Genomic DNA, 19282 nt, shown 5'->3' with positions numbered 1-19282 from the left:
CTAAAATACTTTAGGAAGAGTATAACATATTCCGAACATCCACCGAATAACATCAGAGTTGTTTATTGAGGATGTTAGGCATCTTTTTTATCAGCATATCAAAAATAAATGGTTCATAAGTTCTAAAATATATAGAAGGAGTTTGAGATGTTGTTTGAATAGGTATAGTTGGATAGAGCGGAAAACAATTATTTGGAGGGATTTACAAATGGAAAAGTTTTTCTTAGAAAATGCGGTGCAAGCGAAAAAGAAGATTGAAGAATTGGTGGTACAAGGCTATACACATGATGATATTTATATTTTTGCACACAGTCAAGACCGCGAAGACAAAATCGCGGATGCACTAGATTCTGAACAAGTAACGATGAGTGAGATGGGCTTCCTTAATAAAATGAAAAATATGTTTACATCTCGCGGCGATACATTAAGAAGTGAAATGCAATCAATTGGATTAACCGAAGCGGAAGCGCAAGAAGGTGAGAGTGAACTCGATAAAGGTAGACTGTTGCTCGTAGCAAAACGATAAAATTGAAGTGAGTCGGCAAAGGACAAGTTCCTTTGCCGTTTTTTTGATTCCCGAACTATTCATAAACTTTCCAAAGCTTCATAGTACGCATCAATTGGGATAAACAGCCCTACTTTTCCATGACTTTCATGGTTCAAAGTGGCGAAAATGATTCCGATCACTTCTCCCTCTTCGTTAATGACGGGACTCCCGCTGTTCCCTCGATAGACAGGCGCCTTTATCATAACAACTAGTCGATCCCAGTCGGGTAATTGAAGGTAGTCAAGGACATTTCCTTTATTTGCGATTCCTGAAAAACTTAACGGGTTACCTACTATTGTAATAGGTTCGTAAGCATTGAAATGAGTTTGCTCGGCCAAGCGTAAATGGGGAAGATGCTCTCCACGTACTTCCAAAATAGCAAGATCGATGTCTGGAAATGTCCGCGTGACCGTAGCGTTGAATCGCTCGCCTTCAGGAAAAGAAACCATAACGGATTCATTGCCTTCAATGACGTGATAATTGGTAAGGATTGTTCCTTTATCACTAATGGAAAATCCAGTGCCTTTACTGTCTCCTGCCACAACAACGACAACGGCTTCTTTATATAGAGCTACCTGTGGATTTTTTGATAGTGCGGAGGATGTCTTTAAGAAATCGATTGCAGGAATCGAATAAATTTGAAATACAATAGCAAACGTACTTACTGCCAGTGTGATCGCCATTAGCCAAAATGTCCATTTTGGAAAGGGACGGTATATACGGCGCTCATTCTTTTCGGAGACTGCTTGCTCTAACGCCTCACGTTGTGCTTCCAACACAAGTTCCTGAAGCTCTTCATCATCCAAGTCTTCTTGTTGAAGGTCTTTATTATGCAATTTTCACACCTCTTTCTACTAGATAGTTTACCAGAAAAGAAATAAAAGGTGATATTGTATACATTTCCTAGGATGAATGACTATCAATGTCATGTATCGTTCGAATAGTATATATTGGATTATCTTTTATGGAAATCTTACTAATTAGTAAAATCAGAAATTTGAGTTAATATAGTAATAAGGAACCTGTTTTATGTTATAATAGGGCTAAATATAAAGCACTATGACTTTGGAGGTGAGATCATGGCGAGATCGATTACCATTCGGGCGGAAACCGTAGAAAAAGCACTGGAACAAGCACTTGAAATGCTGGGGCTTACCTTGGATGACGTACATGTACAAGTACAGCAACCTCCAAGTAGGTCTATGTTTGGATTAAAAAAAGTATGGGCTGAAGTAACAGTGACAGAGGTAGGTAAAAAGAGAACGGTCCTGGAAGACACTCAAACTGTCTTTGAAGAACGTTCGGGTGTGCGTATTTTTAATGGACAGTTGGAAGTGTGTTTTGCAGAAGGAATGTATCCAATGGTTATTCCTTCTACAGGTGTCCAATTACAGATTAACAATGAACTTATAGCACAACGCACTATACTTTTACCCACAGACAAAATTTCCCTGTGCGCAGTAAAGGAAACTTTAGCTGCTCAATTCGTTATACAATTAGCTGAAGATCATATGATTGCAATAGCGAGAGTGACGCCAGGAAAAATCATAACGCGTACATTAGAAGATACTTCGTGGGAAACAGTTCTGAATATCGAAACTATAGAAGAAATACAAAACGTTAATGAATTGGAAACGAAGATGTTTATTGAAGAACTTAGAGTAATGGGGATTGAGAACGGTTTATGTATGGATGAAATAAAAGAGGCAACGAACACGTTGGAAGCGAAAGAATTTGTCATTGCTAGAGGAACGTTTCCGATTGAGAGTAGGGATGCGACACTCGATATTCATTTGAATTTTGACAAGCAACGAGTAGAAGAACATGAACGAGTAGATTTTCGGGAGCATACGCAAGTTCCTACTGTGCAAGAAGGTCAGTTAATCGCCACTTATATTCCGCCAGTGGAAGGAGTTGCGGGGGAAAGTTTGCTAGGTGAAATACGTCCTGTGAAACCACCGAAAGACATTGTTCTGCGGATAGGTAAACAAGTGGAAAGCTCTGAAAATCATTTGTACGCTAAGATTGATGGACGACCTGTAATCGAATGGCGTGGAAACTTGGTAAAAGTTGATGTGAACAGGGAGTATCAGCATTCCGCAGATGTCAATCTGGAAAGTGGAAATATTTACTTTGACGGAGATGTTTGGATTGGTGGAAGTATCCATCCCTCCATGTTCGTTGCTGCCTCTGGAACGATCACAATTATGAAAAATAGTACGAAGGCTTCCATTCGAGGGACGAAATCAGTATGTATTAAGGGAAGTATTTTTTCTTCTACGGTTACGGTCGGGATACAAGAAAAAATTATTTCGATGTTGGTAAAAGATCTTAGTGAAGTTCTTACCTATTTGCGTAATATCGACATGGCGCTCGTGCAAATTTTCACCTTGCGAGGAGAGAAGGCAGAAGATGTTCCTCCATTTATTTTAAAACAGGCAATTCGACTATTATTGGAGCAAAAATATGGTGATTTCACACAAGTGAATAAGCAGTTCATTCAAGTAGTGAAGAACCATTCAAGAAGATTGGAAAAAGAGTGGTCGGAGCTGTCTGATCGTTTATATATCTTGTTCGTCGATCCGTTACGAGATGAACAAACAACCATACTCTATTTGCGTCAGCTGATCGAAGAAGCGGATTTATTGCTACGAGTGTATGGGGAAGAGGAGCAGCCAGAATCAGTTTTGCAGGCCGCATTTGCGCTCAATAGTATATTGTACAGTAATGGCAAAATTCATATTATGTCGAAAGGGGTCTATAATTGTTCGATCACTGCTCTGCATGATATCGTCATAAAAGGTGTTTGCCGTGGTGGGGAAGTAATTGGTGGAAGAGATATCGAACTAGATGAAACAGGCTCTAGTGCAGGTGTGAAAACGAAGATTCAAACAAATGAAAGCGGAGTCATTCGGATTGGGACTGCGTATCCAGGCACGGTGATTCATATTGGCAATCAAAGGTATGAATTTTTTACTATCAAGCACCAGGTAACCGCGCAACTGAATTCGGAAGGACTTCTAATCATTGCCTAATAAAACCCTCAAGAAAATTGCGTTTAAATTTTAGCTTTTATCCCTAAAATATGCCCCTAAATGATAAAATATCTGTTATTTCTCAAAAAACATGTTAATGCAAGACGAAAATACTTTAAACATGTTACGATATACTATAATATCTAAGATAATGACTTTAAGCGCGAAGTGTGGGATAGGGGGATCATAATGTGATGAAATATTTCATCATTCCATTAATTATTGTCATTATTCTGACAGTAATCGCATTTCTGTTTAGGCGAAAGCATATACAAGAAATTGGAAAATTGGAACAAGAAAAATTACAAATTCAACATAAACCTATATTTGAAGAAATGACGAAAGTAAAACAATTGAATATGACGGGTCAAACGGAAGAAATGTTTGAGCGTTGGAGAAGTACTTGGACGGAAGTGGTTGACGATCGTATTCCGAAAGTGGATTCACTCTTATTCGATGCAGAAGATCATGTCGATCGTTTCCATTTCAAAAAAGCGACCGAGACTGAAAAGCAAATCCAAGAAATCTTGTCTCACTGTGAAAAAGAAATGCATATGATTTTAGAAGAGTTGAATGAATTAATCGGAAGCGAAGAAAAAAATCGTATCGAAATGGAAACTATTAAAGAACAGCATCGTGCAGCACGTAAGGCTATTTTAGCCCACCAGCACTCGTTTGGAGCTGCTGTGGAGCCGTTAGAAAAAGAGTGGGAGTCTTTTAACCCAAGATTTGAAGAATATGATACATTAATCGAAAATGGGAACTATTTGCAGGCACGTGAAATCGTTATTTCATTGGCGTCCAAAGGGGATCATTTGTCACGTATTATTCATGAGATTCCTTCTTTACTGGCGGATTTACAATCAAAGATACCTGCTGCTTTGCGTGAATTGCGAAATGGGATTGCGGAAATGGAAGAGCAGTCTTATTATTTGGGTCATCTCAACATACATTCTCAGTTTGATGAAATTGAACAACAACTGGGGGAACTTCGACAACAGCTAGTTCATTTGCAGGTGGAAGAAGTTGGTCGGGAAGTTGCTGGCCTTCATGATCGCCTCGAATCCTTCTATGACGTATTAGAAGAAGAAGTAAGTTCCCGTTATTATGTAGAAGATCGCTGGGATACTTTGCTTGATTCATTTGAAGCTTTACAAGGAACGATCCAAGCTACGATGAATGAAGTGAATTTTGTTCAACAAAGTTATCGTCTGGATGAAAAAGAGTCTCAAGTTCCGCAAAATGCGATGAAAAAACTGAACACATTGGCAAAACGTATAGAATTATTTATTGAACGCCAAAATAATCACGAATCTGCCTACTCTGGATTGCAAACAGAATTACAGGCAATAGCTGAAGAATTAGACACGTTGGCGGAAGAACAAGAGAACTTTAGTAATCGGATTAAAAATCTTAGAATTGATGAAAATCACGTTCGCTCGCGTCTGTTTTCACTTTCACAGCAACTTCAGGCTGCAGATCGTAACTTGCATCGTGCGAATATACCGGGGATTCCTGATGAAATGGAAATTCAATTGGAAGAAGCGGACGAGCAGATCTTTCTTGTAAAACAAAGCTTAGAAGAAGTTCCACTTAATATGGGTCTTGTCGAATCGTATATTCAAAAAGCGGCAGCTGTCGTCGATGATGTCTGCACAAAGACAGAAGATTTGATCGAAAATGCAATGTTGGTAGAACGTATCATACAGTATGGCAATCGGTACCGAGCTTCACATCCACATGTTCATCAGAAATTGATGCAGGCAGAAGATTCATTTATGCAATTCCGCTATATGAAAGCTTTGGAAGAAGCCGCAACTGCTGTGGAAGAAGTAGAACCAGGTGCTATGAAGAAAATTCAAGAAATGCTTCATCATAAAGTGTAACTATATCCGACAAAGCCACCGGTTTGCCCGGTGGCTTTGTTTCGCTCATTCTGATACTATTGGAGGTTTGACAAATTGATGTACTTCGATCATAGCGCAACAACGAAAACGGACGAAAGAGTTCTTCACACTTTTATAGAAGCTTCATCTACATACTATGCGAATCCTGCGTCTTTGCATGAAGCTGGAAACCAGGCTGAAAAATTGCTTGAGCGTGCTCGCACACAACTATTGGACACGATTGGATTGGGACTGACAGAAGGGATTTTCACTTCTGGTGGAACGGAAGCAAATAACCTTGCCATTATAGGTTTTGCTTTTGCCAATCAGCACAAAGGGCGACATTTGATTACGACTGCGGTGGAGCATCCATCTGTACTACATACATTTCATTACCTTGAAGAACAGGATTTTATCGTGGATTATTTGAAGGTTGATGAAGAAGGAAGAATTTCATTGGCGGAGCTCGAGTCTTGTCTTCGAAAAGATACGATTTTAGTTAGTGTGATGCATGTAAACAATGAAATAGGCACCATTCAACCGATTGAGGAGTGTGCTCGCGTGATTCATAGCAAGTCGCGGGCGGTCTTTCACTCGGATTGTGTCCAAAGCTTCGGAAAACTTTTGCCTGCCGATTTCCAGGATGGTCCAGATCTCATTACATTGTCAGCACATAAAATTCATGGTATTAAAGGTAGTGGATTTTTAGCATATCGAAAAAATTTACGCATTCAGCCCATTTCATTCGGTGGCGGACAGGAAAGTAGCTTGAGAAATGGAACAGTTTCTGTACCTCACGCAGCTGCATTAGCAAAAGCTGCTCGTCTGCAAGTAGAAGAAGTAGATCTACAACAATTTGCAAGTTGGAAAAATCAATTATTGAATTTTTTTGCTGAATTTGACGACTGCTTCGTATTGGCACCGCATGCAAGTGCACCCTATATTCTATCGGTCGCTTTTAGAAATGTAACAGGCGAAGTGGTCGTTAACTTTTTGCAAGAACAAGGGTTCATCGTTTCAACATCCAGTGCCTGTTCCTCAAAAAAAACAGAAACTAGTCATGTTATCCAAGCCATTCGGTTACCTAAAGATTTCGAGAAAGGTGTTATTCGAATTAGCTTCGGTAAGAACCAGACAACGGACGAAATGAATCAGCTGATGGAAGCCATTCGTCAGTTAATGCAGCTACTAAAAAGGGGAGTTAGAAAATGAACTGGAATACCATTTTAATCAGGTATGGAGAAATGTCTCTAAAAGGAAAAAACAAAAGTAAATTTGTGCGTAAACTAAAAGAAAATATAAAAGCCGCTTTACAAGAACTTACGACACTTACCATGCGCGCGGAACGTGATCGCATGTTTCTTTATACAGACCGTCCAGAAGAGTTGGAACGAGCAATAGCTATTTTGCCGACTGTGTTCGGAATTCAATCATTCAGTCCTATCGCTACTTGCGAACCCACGTTGGAAGCAATAAAAACTACTGCGTTAGAAGTTATCGCTAATGGTGAAACAAAAGGAAAGACATTTAAAGTAGATGTGAAAAGAACGGATAAGTCATTTCCTCTCGTTACAGGAGAGTTGCAACAAGAGCTTGGTGGTCATGTTCTTCGAGCATTCCCTGAACTGATCGTTAAAATGAAAAAACCAGAAATTTTATTACATGTGGAAATTCAAAGTAATGCAGCATACATCTCTTCTCGAAGCATTAAAGGAGCTGGAGGCATGCCAGTCGGTTCAAATGGTCATTCTCTTCTATTATTATCTGGAGGAATCGACAGTCCTGTTGCAGGATATTTGATGATGAAAAGAGGAGTATCCTTTGATGCAATTCATTTTGCAAGTCCGCCGTTTACTAGTGATCTGGCCAAGCAAAAAGTTGAAGATATTGTCAAACAGTTAACGAAATTTGGTGCCACGATTCGTTTGCATATCATTCCTTTTACGGAATTGCAACAAGCGATTGTTCAGCAAGTGCCAAGTAATTTAACGATGACAACGACTAGACGAATGATGATGCAAATTGCGGATCGTGTTAGAGAAGAGACGAATGCACTCGGACTCATCACAGGGGAAAGCCTTGGACAAGTTGCGAGTCAAACTCTTGAAAGTTTAACAGCTATTAATGAAGTAACTTCTACACCGGTGCTTCGGCCATTGATTGCGATGGATAAACTGGAGATTATTCAAATAGCAGAAGCAATTGAGACGTATTCGATTTCGATTCGCCCTTATGAAGATTGTTGTACTGTTTTTACGCCATCTAGTTCAAAAACGAAGCCGCAAGTCGAGAAAGTGCGTTATTATGAAAGCTTCCAGAACTTCGAAGAGATGATTGAAGAGGCGGTCAGTAAGCGTATTACGACCATTCCAAGTAAGCAGAAAGACGATGAATTCAACGATTTACTATAAAGAAAATATTTCCTTTGTTATCTCCTGCATGATTTCTCGAAAAGTGACCATTCTATAGTCACAAGGAGGTGACAACGACATGACAAACAGCAACAGCAACAACTCAAACCAGCTTTTAGTACCAGGAGTACAACAAGCACTAAACCAAATGAAAGAAGAAATCGCTTCTGAATTTGGAGTACAGCTTGGACCAGATGCTTCATCGCGTGCCAACGGTTCCGTCGGCGGAGAAATTACTAAGCGATTAGTGCGTCAGGCTCAACAACAAATGAATGGTTACACAAAGTAATAAGATGTACAAAGAAGGCCGTTCTGCAATATGCAGAGCGGTCTTTTTAGTGTGCATGAAAAGTGAAAATATATTCATTCTAAAACCATGCAACTTTCCTAAATTACATTGGCGGAAAACGGTTCGATTTTTAAGACTGTATGAATAATTTTGAAATGTGTCCAGTGTATTTGTATAATTGTACTATTACGTAAAAGGGGGAATGAAAATGAACCGTGAAGAACTAGTAGCGCCAGCCCGATATAACATCGTCTCAGAATTTGAGAAATATGCAAAAGGTGATGGAAGAAAAGCGTTAATCTATGTAGATTCACAAAATCAGCAACAAGAAGTAAGCTACGACGAACTCATAAAAGCCGCAAATCGGACAGCAAATGTATTGACCGCGAATGGTCTGAAAAAAGGGGACGTGGTATTAGTCATGGTACCACGTATGATCGAAGCCTATGTTACATATATTGCTGCTCTTAAGGCAGGTCTTGTCGTGATCCCTAGTTCAGAAATGTTGCGTTCCTCCGATATTGAATACCGAATTGAACATAGCGCAGCAAAAGCTATTATTGCATTTGATGCATTCACTGATCAGTTGGAACATGTTGATAATATAGATGAAGTAACGGTTTATATTATCGGGCAAGCTAAAGAAGGTGAAGTGTCCCTAACTGAACAAGAGAAAAATGTCTCCGAGGAATTTTCGGCTTGTGACACACTTGGTACGGATACGGCCTTTTTATCGTATACGTCTGGAACAACGGGTAAACCAAAAGGCGTGGTCCATACACATGCATGGGGATTTGCGCATTTGCGAACGACTGCCCCAAACTGGCTTGGCATCCAAGAAGGAGATACCGTGTGGGCGACTGCAGCTCCTGGGTGGCAAAAATGGATTTGGACTCCTTTTTTATCGGTACTCGGAAGTGGTGCTACGGGATTTGTTTATAATGGAAAATTTAATGTAGACAAATACTTGCAGTTTTTGGATCAATATCAGATTAATGTACTGTGCTGTACACCGACAGAATATCGTTTTATGGCAAAAGCTGAAAATCTCAAGGACTATTCACTGACATCTATCAAAAGTGCTGTGTCAGCGGGAGAACCGTTAAACAGAGAAGTCATTGATATATTCAATAAGTACTTCTCGCTTTCTGTACGTGATGGGTATGGGCAGACCGAAAACACGCTACTCGTTGGCACGATGATTGGTATGGAAGCTAAACCTGGCTCTATGGGTAAACCGACACCTGGTAATCTAGTCGAGGTTATTACGGATGAAGGGAAAATCGCTGCTGTTAATGAAGTAGGAGATATTGCGGTTCACAAGTCGACGCCTGCTTTATTTCAAGAATATTTAAATGACCCTGAACGAACAAAGATGCAGTTTAGAGGGGACTACTATGTAACCGGCGATCGTGCAAAAAAGGATGAAGATGGGTATTTTTGGTTTGAGGGACGCGGGGATGATATCATTGTCAGCTCTGGTTACACGATCGGGCCTTTTGAAGTAGAAGACGCTCTCATCAAGCATCCAGCCGTAAGGGAGTGTGCGGTTGTAGCGAGTCCAGATCCTGAACGTGGGAATGTGGTGAAAGCGTTCGTTGTATTGCGTGAAGAATCGGTGTTGCAATCTGATGAACTAATTAAAGAATTGCAAAATCACGTTAAACAGTTGACCGCGCCATATAAGTATCCACGTAAAATTGAATTCTTAGAGGAATTACCGAAGACTTCATCTGGAAAAATTATGCGAGTTGAATTACGCAAAAAAGAACAAGGTAAATAAGAGAAAGGGCTGTTAAAAAGTCGTTTTGATTCGACATTTTAACAGCCTTTTCAATTGACCTTCATTAAAAGTTTCCGCGAATTTTAATTCAGAAAAATGTACGTTGCACTTTTTCGAAAAATGAATTATCCGAAAGCTTTGCGGTTCGAATGACTTTTTCGCTAAGTACGGCTTCTACTTTTTCTACCTGTTTGATGCCAAGAGCTTCATTGTCAGCAGCTGTAGAAGGGAACTCATTGCCCTCTTGCTGGATATCCAACGTTAATTTTCTATCACCGCTTAAAATAAATGAAGTTCCGAGTGTACGGTAGCGATTATTATTGACTGATGCGAGCTCGGATACTTGGAAGCATGGAAGTAATGGATCAATAACGGCGCCTCGCACGGATTTATTGTAAGCCGTACTGCCTGTCGGTGTAGAAATAATCAATCCGTCGCCTAAAAAAGTTTCGAACAATAATTTATCAATCGAAATGTCTATCACAAAAGTCCGAATAATGGTTGAACGAATGCTGAACTCATTTAAACAATAGAATGGTTTATGATTATTAATCGTCACTTCCAGTAATGGGTAACGACGCTCCTCTAGATTGGGATGTTTTAATGTCTGTACTAATACATCTAGCTCATCGTATTTGAAATCGCAGTATACACCATGTGCTCCCTTTAGTGAAAGACCAAGGTATAAACAGTCTTGGCGGAAATCAGTTTTCCGTACAGCCTGGAGAAACGTACCATCGCTGCCAATACTAATAATAATGCCAGCCTGGCTATAATCATCAGTCAGTGAGAACCCTTTCTTTTTTAGTTGGTTTTCAACATACGCTTTCTTATGGATGGTATCTTCGTCAAGCCGGCTAAAAAGAAATATCTTATGCTTACGATCCAATGGAAATCGTCCCCTTTACTAGTTAATAGATTAAGTGTAGCATGAATGAAACATTTGGACGATTCGTAACGTACAGTAAGACGTAGACAAAGGAGGAGTTTTACGAATGACAGCAAAAAGATGGATTGCAGTCGCTGTAGCAGCGACATTGGTATTTGTGTCGATTGGGATCAACACCATGTCGTGGTTTTTCACAAGAGATTGGAATAATCTTCTCAATGAAATCACCGCTATGGATCAAGAACTGCAAGAAACAGTGGTTGAAGACGGGAGTCTAAATGAACGAATTGCCATATTGACGGTAGATGGCGTGATCCAGGATACGGGTGCAGCTTCCTTATTCAGTGGAGCCGAATATAACCATCAGCAATTCATGGCGCAGCTAAATGAACTGCAAAATGACTCAACGCTGAAAGGGATTGTCCTCTCTGTTAACTCTCCTGGAGGCGGTGTATTGGAATCGTCTGATATTTATGATGCGCTAGTTGAGATTCAAGAGACAAAAGAGATTCCAATCTATGTGGCCATGGGTGGTATGGCTGCTTCAGGTGGCTATTATATATCTGCACCTGCAGAAAAGATTTTTGTTCATCCGGAAACATTGACTGGATCCATTGGTGTTATTATGCAGTCAATTAACTATGGTAAACTAGCTGAAAAGTACGGTGTTGAATTCCCAACGATCAAATCAGGTCCATACAAAGACATGATGAGTAGCACAAGAGAGATGAAGCCGGAGGAACGACAAATGCTTCAGGAAATGATTGATGATTCATATAAACGTTTTGTTGAGATTATCGCAGCAGGACGAGGGATGTCGGAGAGTGACGTCCGTAAAGTCGCAGATGGCCGAGTGATGAATGGTCGACAAGCAATTGAAGCAGGGCTAGCAGATGATTATGGCAAATTGCCAGCAGTTGTTGCCGCAATGAAAGAAGACTACCACTTAGAAAAAGCGTCTGTCTTTGAATATGGTGCAGCAGACAATTTATCTGCACTCTTTTCTATGAAAGCGCATGATATGTTTGGTGGGGATGTAGAGTCACAAATCATGAAAAAACTCCTAACAGAAAATCAAGCACCTCGAATGATGTATTTATATGGTGAATAAAAAGGAGGAGATCGATGATGACGAATGAATTGCTGAACTCTCAGCCGCATATACCTATGGAAAAATCAGTTTTTCAACCGAAGTATGCGGGCTTCTGGGTCAGACTGTGGGCGTTTTTAATTGACCTACTACTCGTTACTTCCATAAGTGGCATCTTTGTCAAACCGATTTTCAGACTGCTGGATGTCGCGATCAGTAAGCCATTTGCCTTTTTATTCAGTCCGTATAAAGTGGCGGCATTGTTATTGTTGCTGCTCTACTTTATCTTGATGACAAAATGGGCGGGCCAAACTGTAGGAAAGATGATTTTGGGCATTCGCGTCGTGAAACTGAATGGACAGAAACTGGATTGGAGTACCGTTTTGTTCAGAGAAGGAATTGGCCGTTTTATATCGCAGATGTTGTGGATTCCTTATTTGCTCGTCTTGTTCACACCACAAAAGTCCGCGTTACATGATCTGTTCGCTGACACTACTGTGATTCATGAACGTGTATATGAGAAAAAGATAGTACAGAAACAGAATTCTACCGAACAACATCAGTTGCAAGAAGACCCTACAGTCTAGTACACTTGGCTAAAAGGAGTGATCTGTATGGTAAATGTCACATTTAAAAACAATCCAATACATCTAGAAGGCACAGAAGTGAAGGTAGGGGCTCCTGCTCCAGATTTCACGGTTCTCTCAAATGATCTAAAACCTGTTACTTTAGAAGATACAAAAGGGAAGATTCGCTTAATAAGTGTTGTTCCTTCAGTGGATACAGGTGTATGTTCAATACAGACCAAACGTTTCAATGATGAAGCTACTTCTCTTGGTGATGACGTGGAAGTATTGACGATTTCAGTAGACCTACCATTTGCGCAAGCTAGGTGGAAAGAAGCTGAAGGAGTGGAGAATTTAAATCTGTACTCCGATCACCGAGATCTTTCATTTGGAAAAGCCTATGGAACTGCGATTAAGGAACTTCGATTGTTGACTCGTTCTATTTTCGTGATCGACCGTGATGATAAGGTGTCCTATGTGGAATATGTCAGTGAAGCTACGGATCATCCAGACTATGATGCAGCTATTAAAGCGGTAAAAGAATTGAATTAAACATTAAACCCACCCGGTTAGAGGTGGGTTTCTTCTTGGAGGACTTACGAATGAACAATATGGAAAAAGTATTTGCATACTACGATAATTATGCCCAATCAACAGATGGCCTATATTTGGATGCGGTGTTGGAAGCAAGTGAGCAGTGGCTCGACAAACCTTCTGTTGTTGAATTGGAGAGTCCTGTACAACCAGAAGAAATCCGTAAAGGTGTTCAGTTGGCTTTATTAAAAGGAATGAAACAATCTGCACAGGCTCATCATCAGATGACTCCGGATTCAATCGGTTATTTGATCGCATATTTGGTCAATAAATTGATAGATCATAAACAACCCTCTACATTTTTGGACCCAGCAGCCGGGACCGGAAATTTACTATTTACTGTGCTTAATCAATTTAAAGGCTCTGCGTCTGCAAGTGCGGTAGAAATTGATGACGTCCTCATTCAAATTGCGGCAGCTACAGCTAATTTATTGCAGCTTCCAGTTTCATTTTATTTGCAGGATGCACTTCGGCCGTTGCCTATTGATTTAGTGGACGTTGTTGTGAGTGATTTACCAGTGGGCTACTATCCTGATGATGAGGTGGCATTAGATTATGAGCTCATGCCATCAGAAGGACATGCATTTTCACATTACCTATATATTGAACAGTCGATGAGATATGTAAAGCCAGGTGGTTATGGCTTGTTTGTAGTACCTTCGAAATTACTCACTGCAGACGGTGCAGAACCTATCTTGAATTATGTGAAAAACCATCAGCTGTTAAGAGGATTGTTTGAACTTCCAAGTTCTTTATTCGCGGATCAGCGATTTGCTAAAAGTATATTACTTTTACAGCAACCGACTACAGACCCATTCGTCATGCCGGAAGTATTACTGGCAAAGATCCCGGAGTTAGGAGATCAGTTGGCGATGCAAAACTTTTTTGGGAAAATTAATGTCTGGATGGAGAAACGGGGAGAGTGACTGAGCAGTCGCTTTCCCTTTGCTTTTCATTTAAAGAAATTATTTACAGAAAAATAGCACGAATTTCATTTTTTCAATTGCGTTTCAAATAGTTAGGTATTATAATAACTGCAACGTTCAATAACGTAATAGATTGCTAGGGGTGGATGTAATTGCCGAAGATATTATCAGTCAATGCAGGAAGTTCTTCGTTGAAATTTCAATTAATTGAGATGACGACGGAAGAAGAAATTACCAAAGGGTTATTCGAAAGGATTGGGTTGCAAAATTCGATTTTCTCAATGTCTACAAACGAAAAGAAAATTGAAAAAGTAGTAGATATTGCGGATCATTCCACGGCCGTAAGTATGTTACTAGAACATTTGTTAAGTGAAGGAGTCGTTTCATCCTATGATGAGATCGACGGACTCGGTCATCGAGTAGTTCATGGGGGAGAACTATTTAGTGATTCGGTGATGATCAATGATGAAGTCATTGAAAAACTGGAAGAAATTTCAGGGTTTGCGCCATTGCATAATCCTGCAAATATTGTAGGAATCAAAGCTTTTAAGAAAGCGTTACCTAATACACCTGCAGTAGCAATTTTTGATACAGCTTTTCATCAGACGATGCCAGAAAAGGCATTTTTATATGCGCTTCCTTATGAATATTATGAAAACTACGGCATCCGGAAATATGGTTTCCATGGTACTAGCCATAAATATGTGACCGAGCGTGCTGCGAAGATATTGAATCGTCCATTAGAAGACACACGCTTAATCTCCTGTCACTTAGGAAATGGTGCAAGTATTGCCGCTGTCAAAGGTGGTAAGTCAGTGGATACGTCTATGGGCTTTACTCCTTTAGCAGGGGTTATTATGGGTACGCGTTCTGGAAATATTGATCCAGCACTTATTCCATATATGATGGAACGTACAGATCAGTCTGCTGAAGAAGTGGTAAATGTGCTGAATAAAAAGTCGGGATTGCTTGGACTCAGTGGGTTCTCTAGCGATTTGCGCGATATCACGGAAGCTGCTGAACAAGGAAATGAACGTGCTCAATTAGCATTGGACGTGTTCACTGACCGAATTCACCAGCATATTGGACAATATGCTGCTGGTATGGGTGGAGTCGATGCGATTATCTTTACAGCGGGAATAGGAGAAAATAGTGCGATCGTGCGTGAAAAGGTGATGAGAGGACTCGAATTCATGGGGGTCTATTTTGATCCGAGCTTGAATAATGTCAGAGGTCAAGAAGCCTACATCAGCTTTCCGCATTCACCTGTCAAAGTCTTGATTATTCCAACGAATGAAGAAATCATGTTGGCACGAGATACAGTACGGATCGCTAATATTTCAGTAGAATCCTTACAGCCAGTAGAATAATAAAAAACTCGTTCTCCTAGGAGAACGAGTTTTTTATTATTCTACGCTTTCTGGTGTGCGTACTACTAGTACATCACATTTCGCAGAGCGAACGATATTCTCCGAGACGCTACCGATGAGGAAGCGTTCTACACGGTTTAAACCAGTTGCTCCACAAATGATAAGATCTGCGTTTAACTTTTTAGCAATGTCACGAGGAATTAAAGTTTTAGGAGATCCGTATTCTACATGAATTTGTACGTTAGTCAATCCTACTTGTGCAGCTTCTGTTTGATACTCAGTTAATAGATCTTCTGCATATTTTTGAGCTCTTTCTGCAATTGAACGATCATATGCTTCGACTGCCGCATAGGAACGCGTATCGATGATATTGATCAAGTGAAGAGTTGCCTCGTTACGGTCTGCGATAGCGATTGCCTTTTTAAATGCCCATTTTGCCTCATCTGAACCGTCTACGGCTACGATGATGTCTTTGTACTTAAGTGCCATATTACCACTCCATCCTTAAAGTTAAATTGTTTCCACATCTATACTTATTCTGCATATCATACTAGTATCCTTCTTTTTTTGTCGAAATTTTTTCGCTATACAGGGTAAACTGAAAAGTGTCGTGTAGTTTTAGAAAAAATAGAGCAAAAACTTTTATTTTCTGATAAGATGAAATTGACATTAATCGGCAAGAAGAACCCGACGATTAACGTAACTTTCAATTTAGGAGGATTTTGCATGCGTATAGGTGTTCCAAGAGAAGTAAAAAACAATGAAAACCGAGTGGCAATAGCCCCTGCCGGCGTATTGACTTTAAAAACTGCTGGACATGAAGTATTGATTGAGACGGGTGCTGGAATTGGTTCTAGTTTTCAGGACGAAGAATATAAAGAAGCAGGCGCTGTAATTGTAGCTTCTGCTGCCGAAGCATGGGACGTTGATATGGTATTAAAGGTAAAAGAACCAGCTCCTTCAGAATTTCAATATTTTCGTGAAGGATTAATTTTATTCACTTATTTACATTTGGCCCCTGAAGTGGAGCTTACCCAAGCACTGCTTGAAAATAAAGTAACAGCTGTTGCGTACGAAACGGTTCAGTTACCAAACGGAACGCTGCCTTTGTTGGCGCCAATGAGTGAAGTGGCAGGCCGCATGGCTACTCAAATCGGTGCTCAATACTTGGAAAAAACAAAGGGTGGGAAAGGTATTCTGTTATCTGGAGTTCCAGGCGTATCACGCGGTAAAATAGCAATTATCGGAGGTGGACAAGCAGGAACTAATGCGGCTCGGGTAGCAATTGGGATTGGCGCGCACGTGACAGTACTAGACTTGTCAGTCGAAAGACTACGCCAGTTAGATGACTTGTTTGGGAAAGATATTCAAACACTCGTCTCAAATCCATTCAATATTGCAAATGCAGTGAAAGATGCAGATTTGGTTATTGGTTGTGTGCTCATTCCGGGCGCAAAAGCTCCGACTTTGGTATCGGAAGAAATGGTTAAATCTATGAAACCAGGTTCTGTTTTAATTGATATCGCGATTGACCAAGGAGGAATTTTCGAAACGTCGGATCGAGTAACCACTCATGATGATCCAATCTATGTTAAACACGACATCGTTCATTATGCAGTAGCGAATATGCCGGGAGCTGTTCCACAAACGTCTACAGTTGCGTTGACGAATGTGACTGTACCGTATGCACTCCAAATCGCAAATAAAGGTGTTAAACAGGCTTGCTTAGATAATGCTGCACTTCAAAAAGGTGTGAATACATTAGCTGGTAACGTAACCTATCAAGCGGTGGCAGAAGCTCAAGGACTTGAGCATTCTCGAGTGGAAGATGTATTGCAGAGCATATAATGGGAAAAGCAGTCCGCGATTTCAGCGGACTGCTTTTTTGGTAGCTTTAATTCATTGAATTATTCTCAAATCTTTCGGGAATTTCGTCAACACTTCAGCGCCATCCTTTGTTACAACGATATCATCTTCAATTCGTACGCCTGTTATGTTTGGATAGTAAATGCCTGGCTCAATTGTAAATACCATTCCTTCTTCAAGAGGCATTTCGTTCTGATCAGTCAGGGAAGGATATTCGTGCACAGAAATACCGAGTCCATGTCCAATTCGATGTGGAAAGAGTTCGCCGTAGCCTGCTTCTTCGATCACCGTTCGAGCAGCTAGATCAACTTCTTTTGCGAGCGTGCCAGGGCGAACAACGTCAATTGCTGCTTGCTGTGCTTTTTTGACCGTTTCATAAATTTTGCGCATCTCATCTGTTGGCTCACCTAGTGCAACTGTACGTGTAATATCTGAGCAATACCCTTTATAAACGACACCCAGATCAAATAGGATGAAATCCCCTTTTTCTATCGCTCGATGCCCTGGTATGCCATGTGGTGAAGCTGTTTTTTTGCCGGAAACAAGAATTGTATCAAATGACATTTTCTCTGCACCTTTGCGCTTGACCGCTTGTTCGATAGCTTGTACGATTTCCAGCTCTGTTTTTCCTTCTACTATTTCATTACACCCGACTTCAATTGCATAGTCAGCCAGTTCAGCGGCTTTCCGTAAACAGTCCAACTCGGTCTCATCCTTGATGAGACGATTATTAGCAAGTTCTCTATCCAGTTTTGCAAATTGTAAGGCTGGAAAACGTTCTTGCAAGATCTCAAAGCGATCAACTGTTAGATGCTCTTTTTCAATAGCGAGCAACGTCAACTCAGGAAGGCGCTTCATGATCGCACGCTCTAAGAATTCGAAAGCGTTATCGGTATCCTTATAACCAATTGCTTCATGCGACCAACCAACCGCTTTAACGTCTGCAACTTCCATAGCAGGACAAATAATAAATGGTTCTTCCTCTTTAAAAACTACCACTCCCAATAAACGCTCATGCGGATCGCTTCGGAAGTTTGTTAGATAGTATATGTTGTCTGGGTTTGTAATAAGGGCCGCATCGATTGCGTGGGTGACCAGGAAATCTTGTACTTTTTTAATATTAGACATTATGTAGCCTCCTTTGTTTTTGTTAGTATATCAAAAAAGAGGGTTTTACGCTGTTTTACAGAAGGAATAGAGTATAGAGTCATAATCATAAGGAGAGTGATATTTGTGGAAATTTCTTACCACGGACATTCAATCGTAAAGATTGAAACGAACGGCAAGACTATTTTAATTGATCCATTTATTACGGATAACAAGTTAACAGATCTAAAGGCATCTGATGAAAAACCTGATGTCATTTTACTAACACATGGTCACAATGATCATGTAGGGGATACGATGGAAATTGCAAGAAGAGAGGGAACTCTAGTTGTAGCTCCCAATGAATTAGCAGTGTATCTAGGCTGGCAAGGATTGCAGACGCATGGCATGAATATTGGTGGTTCAAAAGAATTTGACTTTGGAACAGTAAAATATACGCAGGCGTTTCACAGTTCATCGTATACAACGGAAGATAATGAAATCGTTTATACAGGCATGCCAGCAGGTCTATTGCTAACAATTGAAGGGAAGAGAATCTATCATGCAGGAGATACTGCGTTGTTTAGTGATATGAAATTATATGCGGAAGATCCGATTGACGTCGCGTTCCTACCGATTGGAGATAACTTTACGATGGGACCCCATGACGCGTCGAAGGCAGTGGAAATCTTGAAACCGAAACTGACAGTTCCTATTCACTACAATACGTTCCCACCAATCGAACAAGATCCAGAGGAGTTTAAATCACTTGTGACATCCCATGAGGTGAAGATCATGGTAGCAGGCGATTCGATCGAGATTTGAAAAGATAATTATAAAGAAGTTGCGGTCAAGACGCATTGTTGTGGTCTTAGACCGTTTTTTTGGGTGAATTATGGTATGATTAGCAAAAGCATATTCATTTAGAACAGGTCGAAGAAAAA

18 protein-coding genes are annotated in these 19282 nt (G+C 40.4%); 14 read left to right on the top strand and 4 right to left on the bottom strand.

The annotated features are described in order from the left end of the window. The first annotated feature begins 208 nt into the window (after positions 1-208). Positions 209-526: a general stress protein gene (locus GD002_RS02055; protein ID WP_153730673.1), complete on the top strand. Its 318-nt coding sequence runs from the start codon at positions 209-211 to the stop codon at positions 524-526. 59 nt (positions 527-585) lie between these two features. Here the strand turns inward: GD002_RS02055 and GD002_RS02050 are convergent, their stop codons facing one another. Beyond that, positions 586-1383, bottom strand: a complete 798-nt coding sequence (locus GD002_RS02050) for a S1C family serine protease (protein WP_153730672.1) — start codon at positions 1381-1383, stop codon at positions 586-588. A gap of 243 nt (positions 1384-1626) precedes the next feature. Here GD002_RS02050 and GD002_RS02045 point away from each other — a divergent pair, with 243 nt between their 5' ends. The 6 genes from GD002_RS02045 to mbcS all read left to right on the top strand — a co-directional run bounded on the left by GD002_RS02045 (position 1627) and on the right by mbcS (position 9951). After that, on the top strand, positions 1627-3582 hold the full coding sequence (locus GD002_RS02045; protein WP_153730671.1) for a FapA family protein: 1956 nt from the start codon (positions 1627-1629) through the stop codon (positions 3580-3582). 194 nt (positions 3583-3776) lie between these two features. Further along, complete coding sequence (ezrA, locus tag GD002_RS02040; protein WP_194841458.1) at positions 3777-5468, top strand: septation ring formation regulator EzrA; 1692 nt, start codon at positions 3777-3779, stop codon at positions 5466-5468. 78 nt (positions 5469-5546) lie between these two features. Next, positions 5547-6680 carry a cysteine desulfurase family protein gene (locus GD002_RS02035; protein ID WP_153730932.1) on the top strand — a complete coding sequence of 378 codons (1134 nt, stop codon included), beginning with the start codon at positions 5547-5549 and terminating at the stop codon, positions 6678-6680. After that, positions 6677-7879: a tRNA uracil 4-sulfurtransferase ThiI gene (gene thiI, locus GD002_RS02030; RefSeq protein WP_153730669.1), complete on the top strand. Its 1203-nt coding sequence runs from the start codon at positions 6677-6679 to the stop codon at positions 7877-7879. Before GD002_RS02035 ends, thiI begins: the two co-directional genes overlap by 4 nt. A 79-nt stretch (positions 7880-7958) precedes the next feature. Continuing rightward, a complete protein-coding gene (locus GD002_RS02025; RefSeq protein ID WP_153730668.1) occupies positions 7959-8168 on the top strand; it encodes an alpha/beta-type small acid-soluble spore protein in 210 nt (69 codons plus the stop codon). A 208-nt stretch (positions 8169-8376) separates the two neighbouring features. Then, positions 8377-9951, top strand: coding sequence for an acyl-CoA synthetase MbcS (mbcS, locus tag GD002_RS02020; RefSeq protein ID WP_153730667.1), 1575 nt, complete (start codon positions 8377-8379; stop codon positions 9949-9951). 88 nt (positions 9952-10039) lie between these two features. On the opposite strand, the gene GD002_RS02015 is transcribed toward mbcS, so the two are convergent. Continuing rightward, complete coding sequence (locus GD002_RS02015; RefSeq protein ID WP_153730666.1) at positions 10040-10840, bottom strand: NAD kinase; 801 nt, start codon at positions 10838-10840, stop codon at positions 10040-10042. Between the two features lie 106 nt (positions 10841-10946). Between GD002_RS02015 and sppA the strand changes: the two genes are divergently transcribed. The 5 genes from sppA to GD002_RS01990 all read left to right on the top strand — a co-directional run bounded on the left by sppA (position 10947) and on the right by GD002_RS01990 (position 15386). Then, positions 10947-11951, top strand: coding sequence for a signal peptide peptidase SppA (gene sppA, locus GD002_RS02010; protein ID WP_153730665.1), 1005 nt, complete (start codon positions 10947-10949; stop codon positions 11949-11951). Between the two features lie 17 nt (positions 11952-11968). Next, entirely contained in the window at positions 11969-12517 is a 549-nt protein-coding gene (locus tag GD002_RS02005; RefSeq protein WP_228548256.1) for an RDD family protein, read from the top strand. Positions 12518-12544: 27 nt separating this feature from the next. Further along, positions 12545-13048, top strand: coding sequence for a thiol peroxidase (tpx, locus tag GD002_RS02000; RefSeq protein ID WP_153730663.1), 504 nt, complete (start codon positions 12545-12547; stop codon positions 13046-13048). 50 nt (positions 13049-13098) lie between these two features. Next, positions 13099-14016: a class I SAM-dependent methyltransferase gene (locus tag GD002_RS01995; protein WP_153730662.1), complete on the top strand. Its 918-nt coding sequence runs from the start codon at positions 13099-13101 to the stop codon at positions 14014-14016. Positions 14017-14168: 152 nt separating this feature from the next. Continuing rightward, positions 14169-15386 carry an acetate kinase gene (locus GD002_RS01990; RefSeq protein WP_153730661.1) on the top strand — a complete coding sequence of 406 codons (1218 nt, stop codon included), beginning with the start codon at positions 14169-14171 and terminating at the stop codon, positions 15384-15386. Positions 15387-15422: 36 nt separating this feature from the next. On the opposite strand, the gene GD002_RS01985 is transcribed toward GD002_RS01990, so the two are convergent. Then, the gene (locus GD002_RS01985) at positions 15423-15875 is read right to left on the bottom strand and encodes a universal stress protein (protein WP_153730660.1); all 453 of its coding nucleotides are present in this window, start codon (positions 15873-15875) and stop codon (positions 15423-15425) included. Between the two features lie 237 nt (positions 15876-16112). Between GD002_RS01985 and ald the strand changes: the two genes are divergently transcribed. Continuing rightward, positions 16113-17234 carry an alanine dehydrogenase gene (gene ald / locus GD002_RS01980; protein WP_153730659.1) on the top strand — a complete coding sequence of 374 codons (1122 nt, stop codon included), beginning with the start codon at positions 16113-16115 and terminating at the stop codon, positions 17232-17234. Positions 17235-17285: 51 nt separating this feature from the next. On the opposite strand, the gene GD002_RS01975 is transcribed toward ald, so the two are convergent. Then, positions 17286-18380, bottom strand: a complete 1095-nt coding sequence (locus GD002_RS01975; protein ID WP_153730658.1) for a M24 family metallopeptidase — start codon at positions 18378-18380, stop codon at positions 17286-17288. A gap of 105 nt (positions 18381-18485) precedes the next feature. On the opposite strand from GD002_RS01975, the gene GD002_RS01970 reads away from it, so the two are divergent. Then, positions 18486-19163, top strand: coding sequence for a metal-dependent hydrolase (locus GD002_RS01970; RefSeq protein ID WP_153730657.1), 678 nt, complete (start codon positions 18486-18488; stop codon positions 19161-19163). The last annotated feature ends 119 nt before the right edge of the window (positions 19164-19282 follow it).

Origin of the sequence: Sporosarcina obsidiansis (assembly GCF_009651005.1) — a bacterium.
In the GTDB taxonomy this organism is placed as follows: Bacteria; Bacillota; Bacilli; order Bacillales_A; family Planococcaceae; genus Sporosarcina; species Sporosarcina obsidiansis.
The sequence above is the reverse complement of the archived record's forward strand: the minus strand, read 5'-3'. Positions and strand labels throughout refer to the sequence as shown.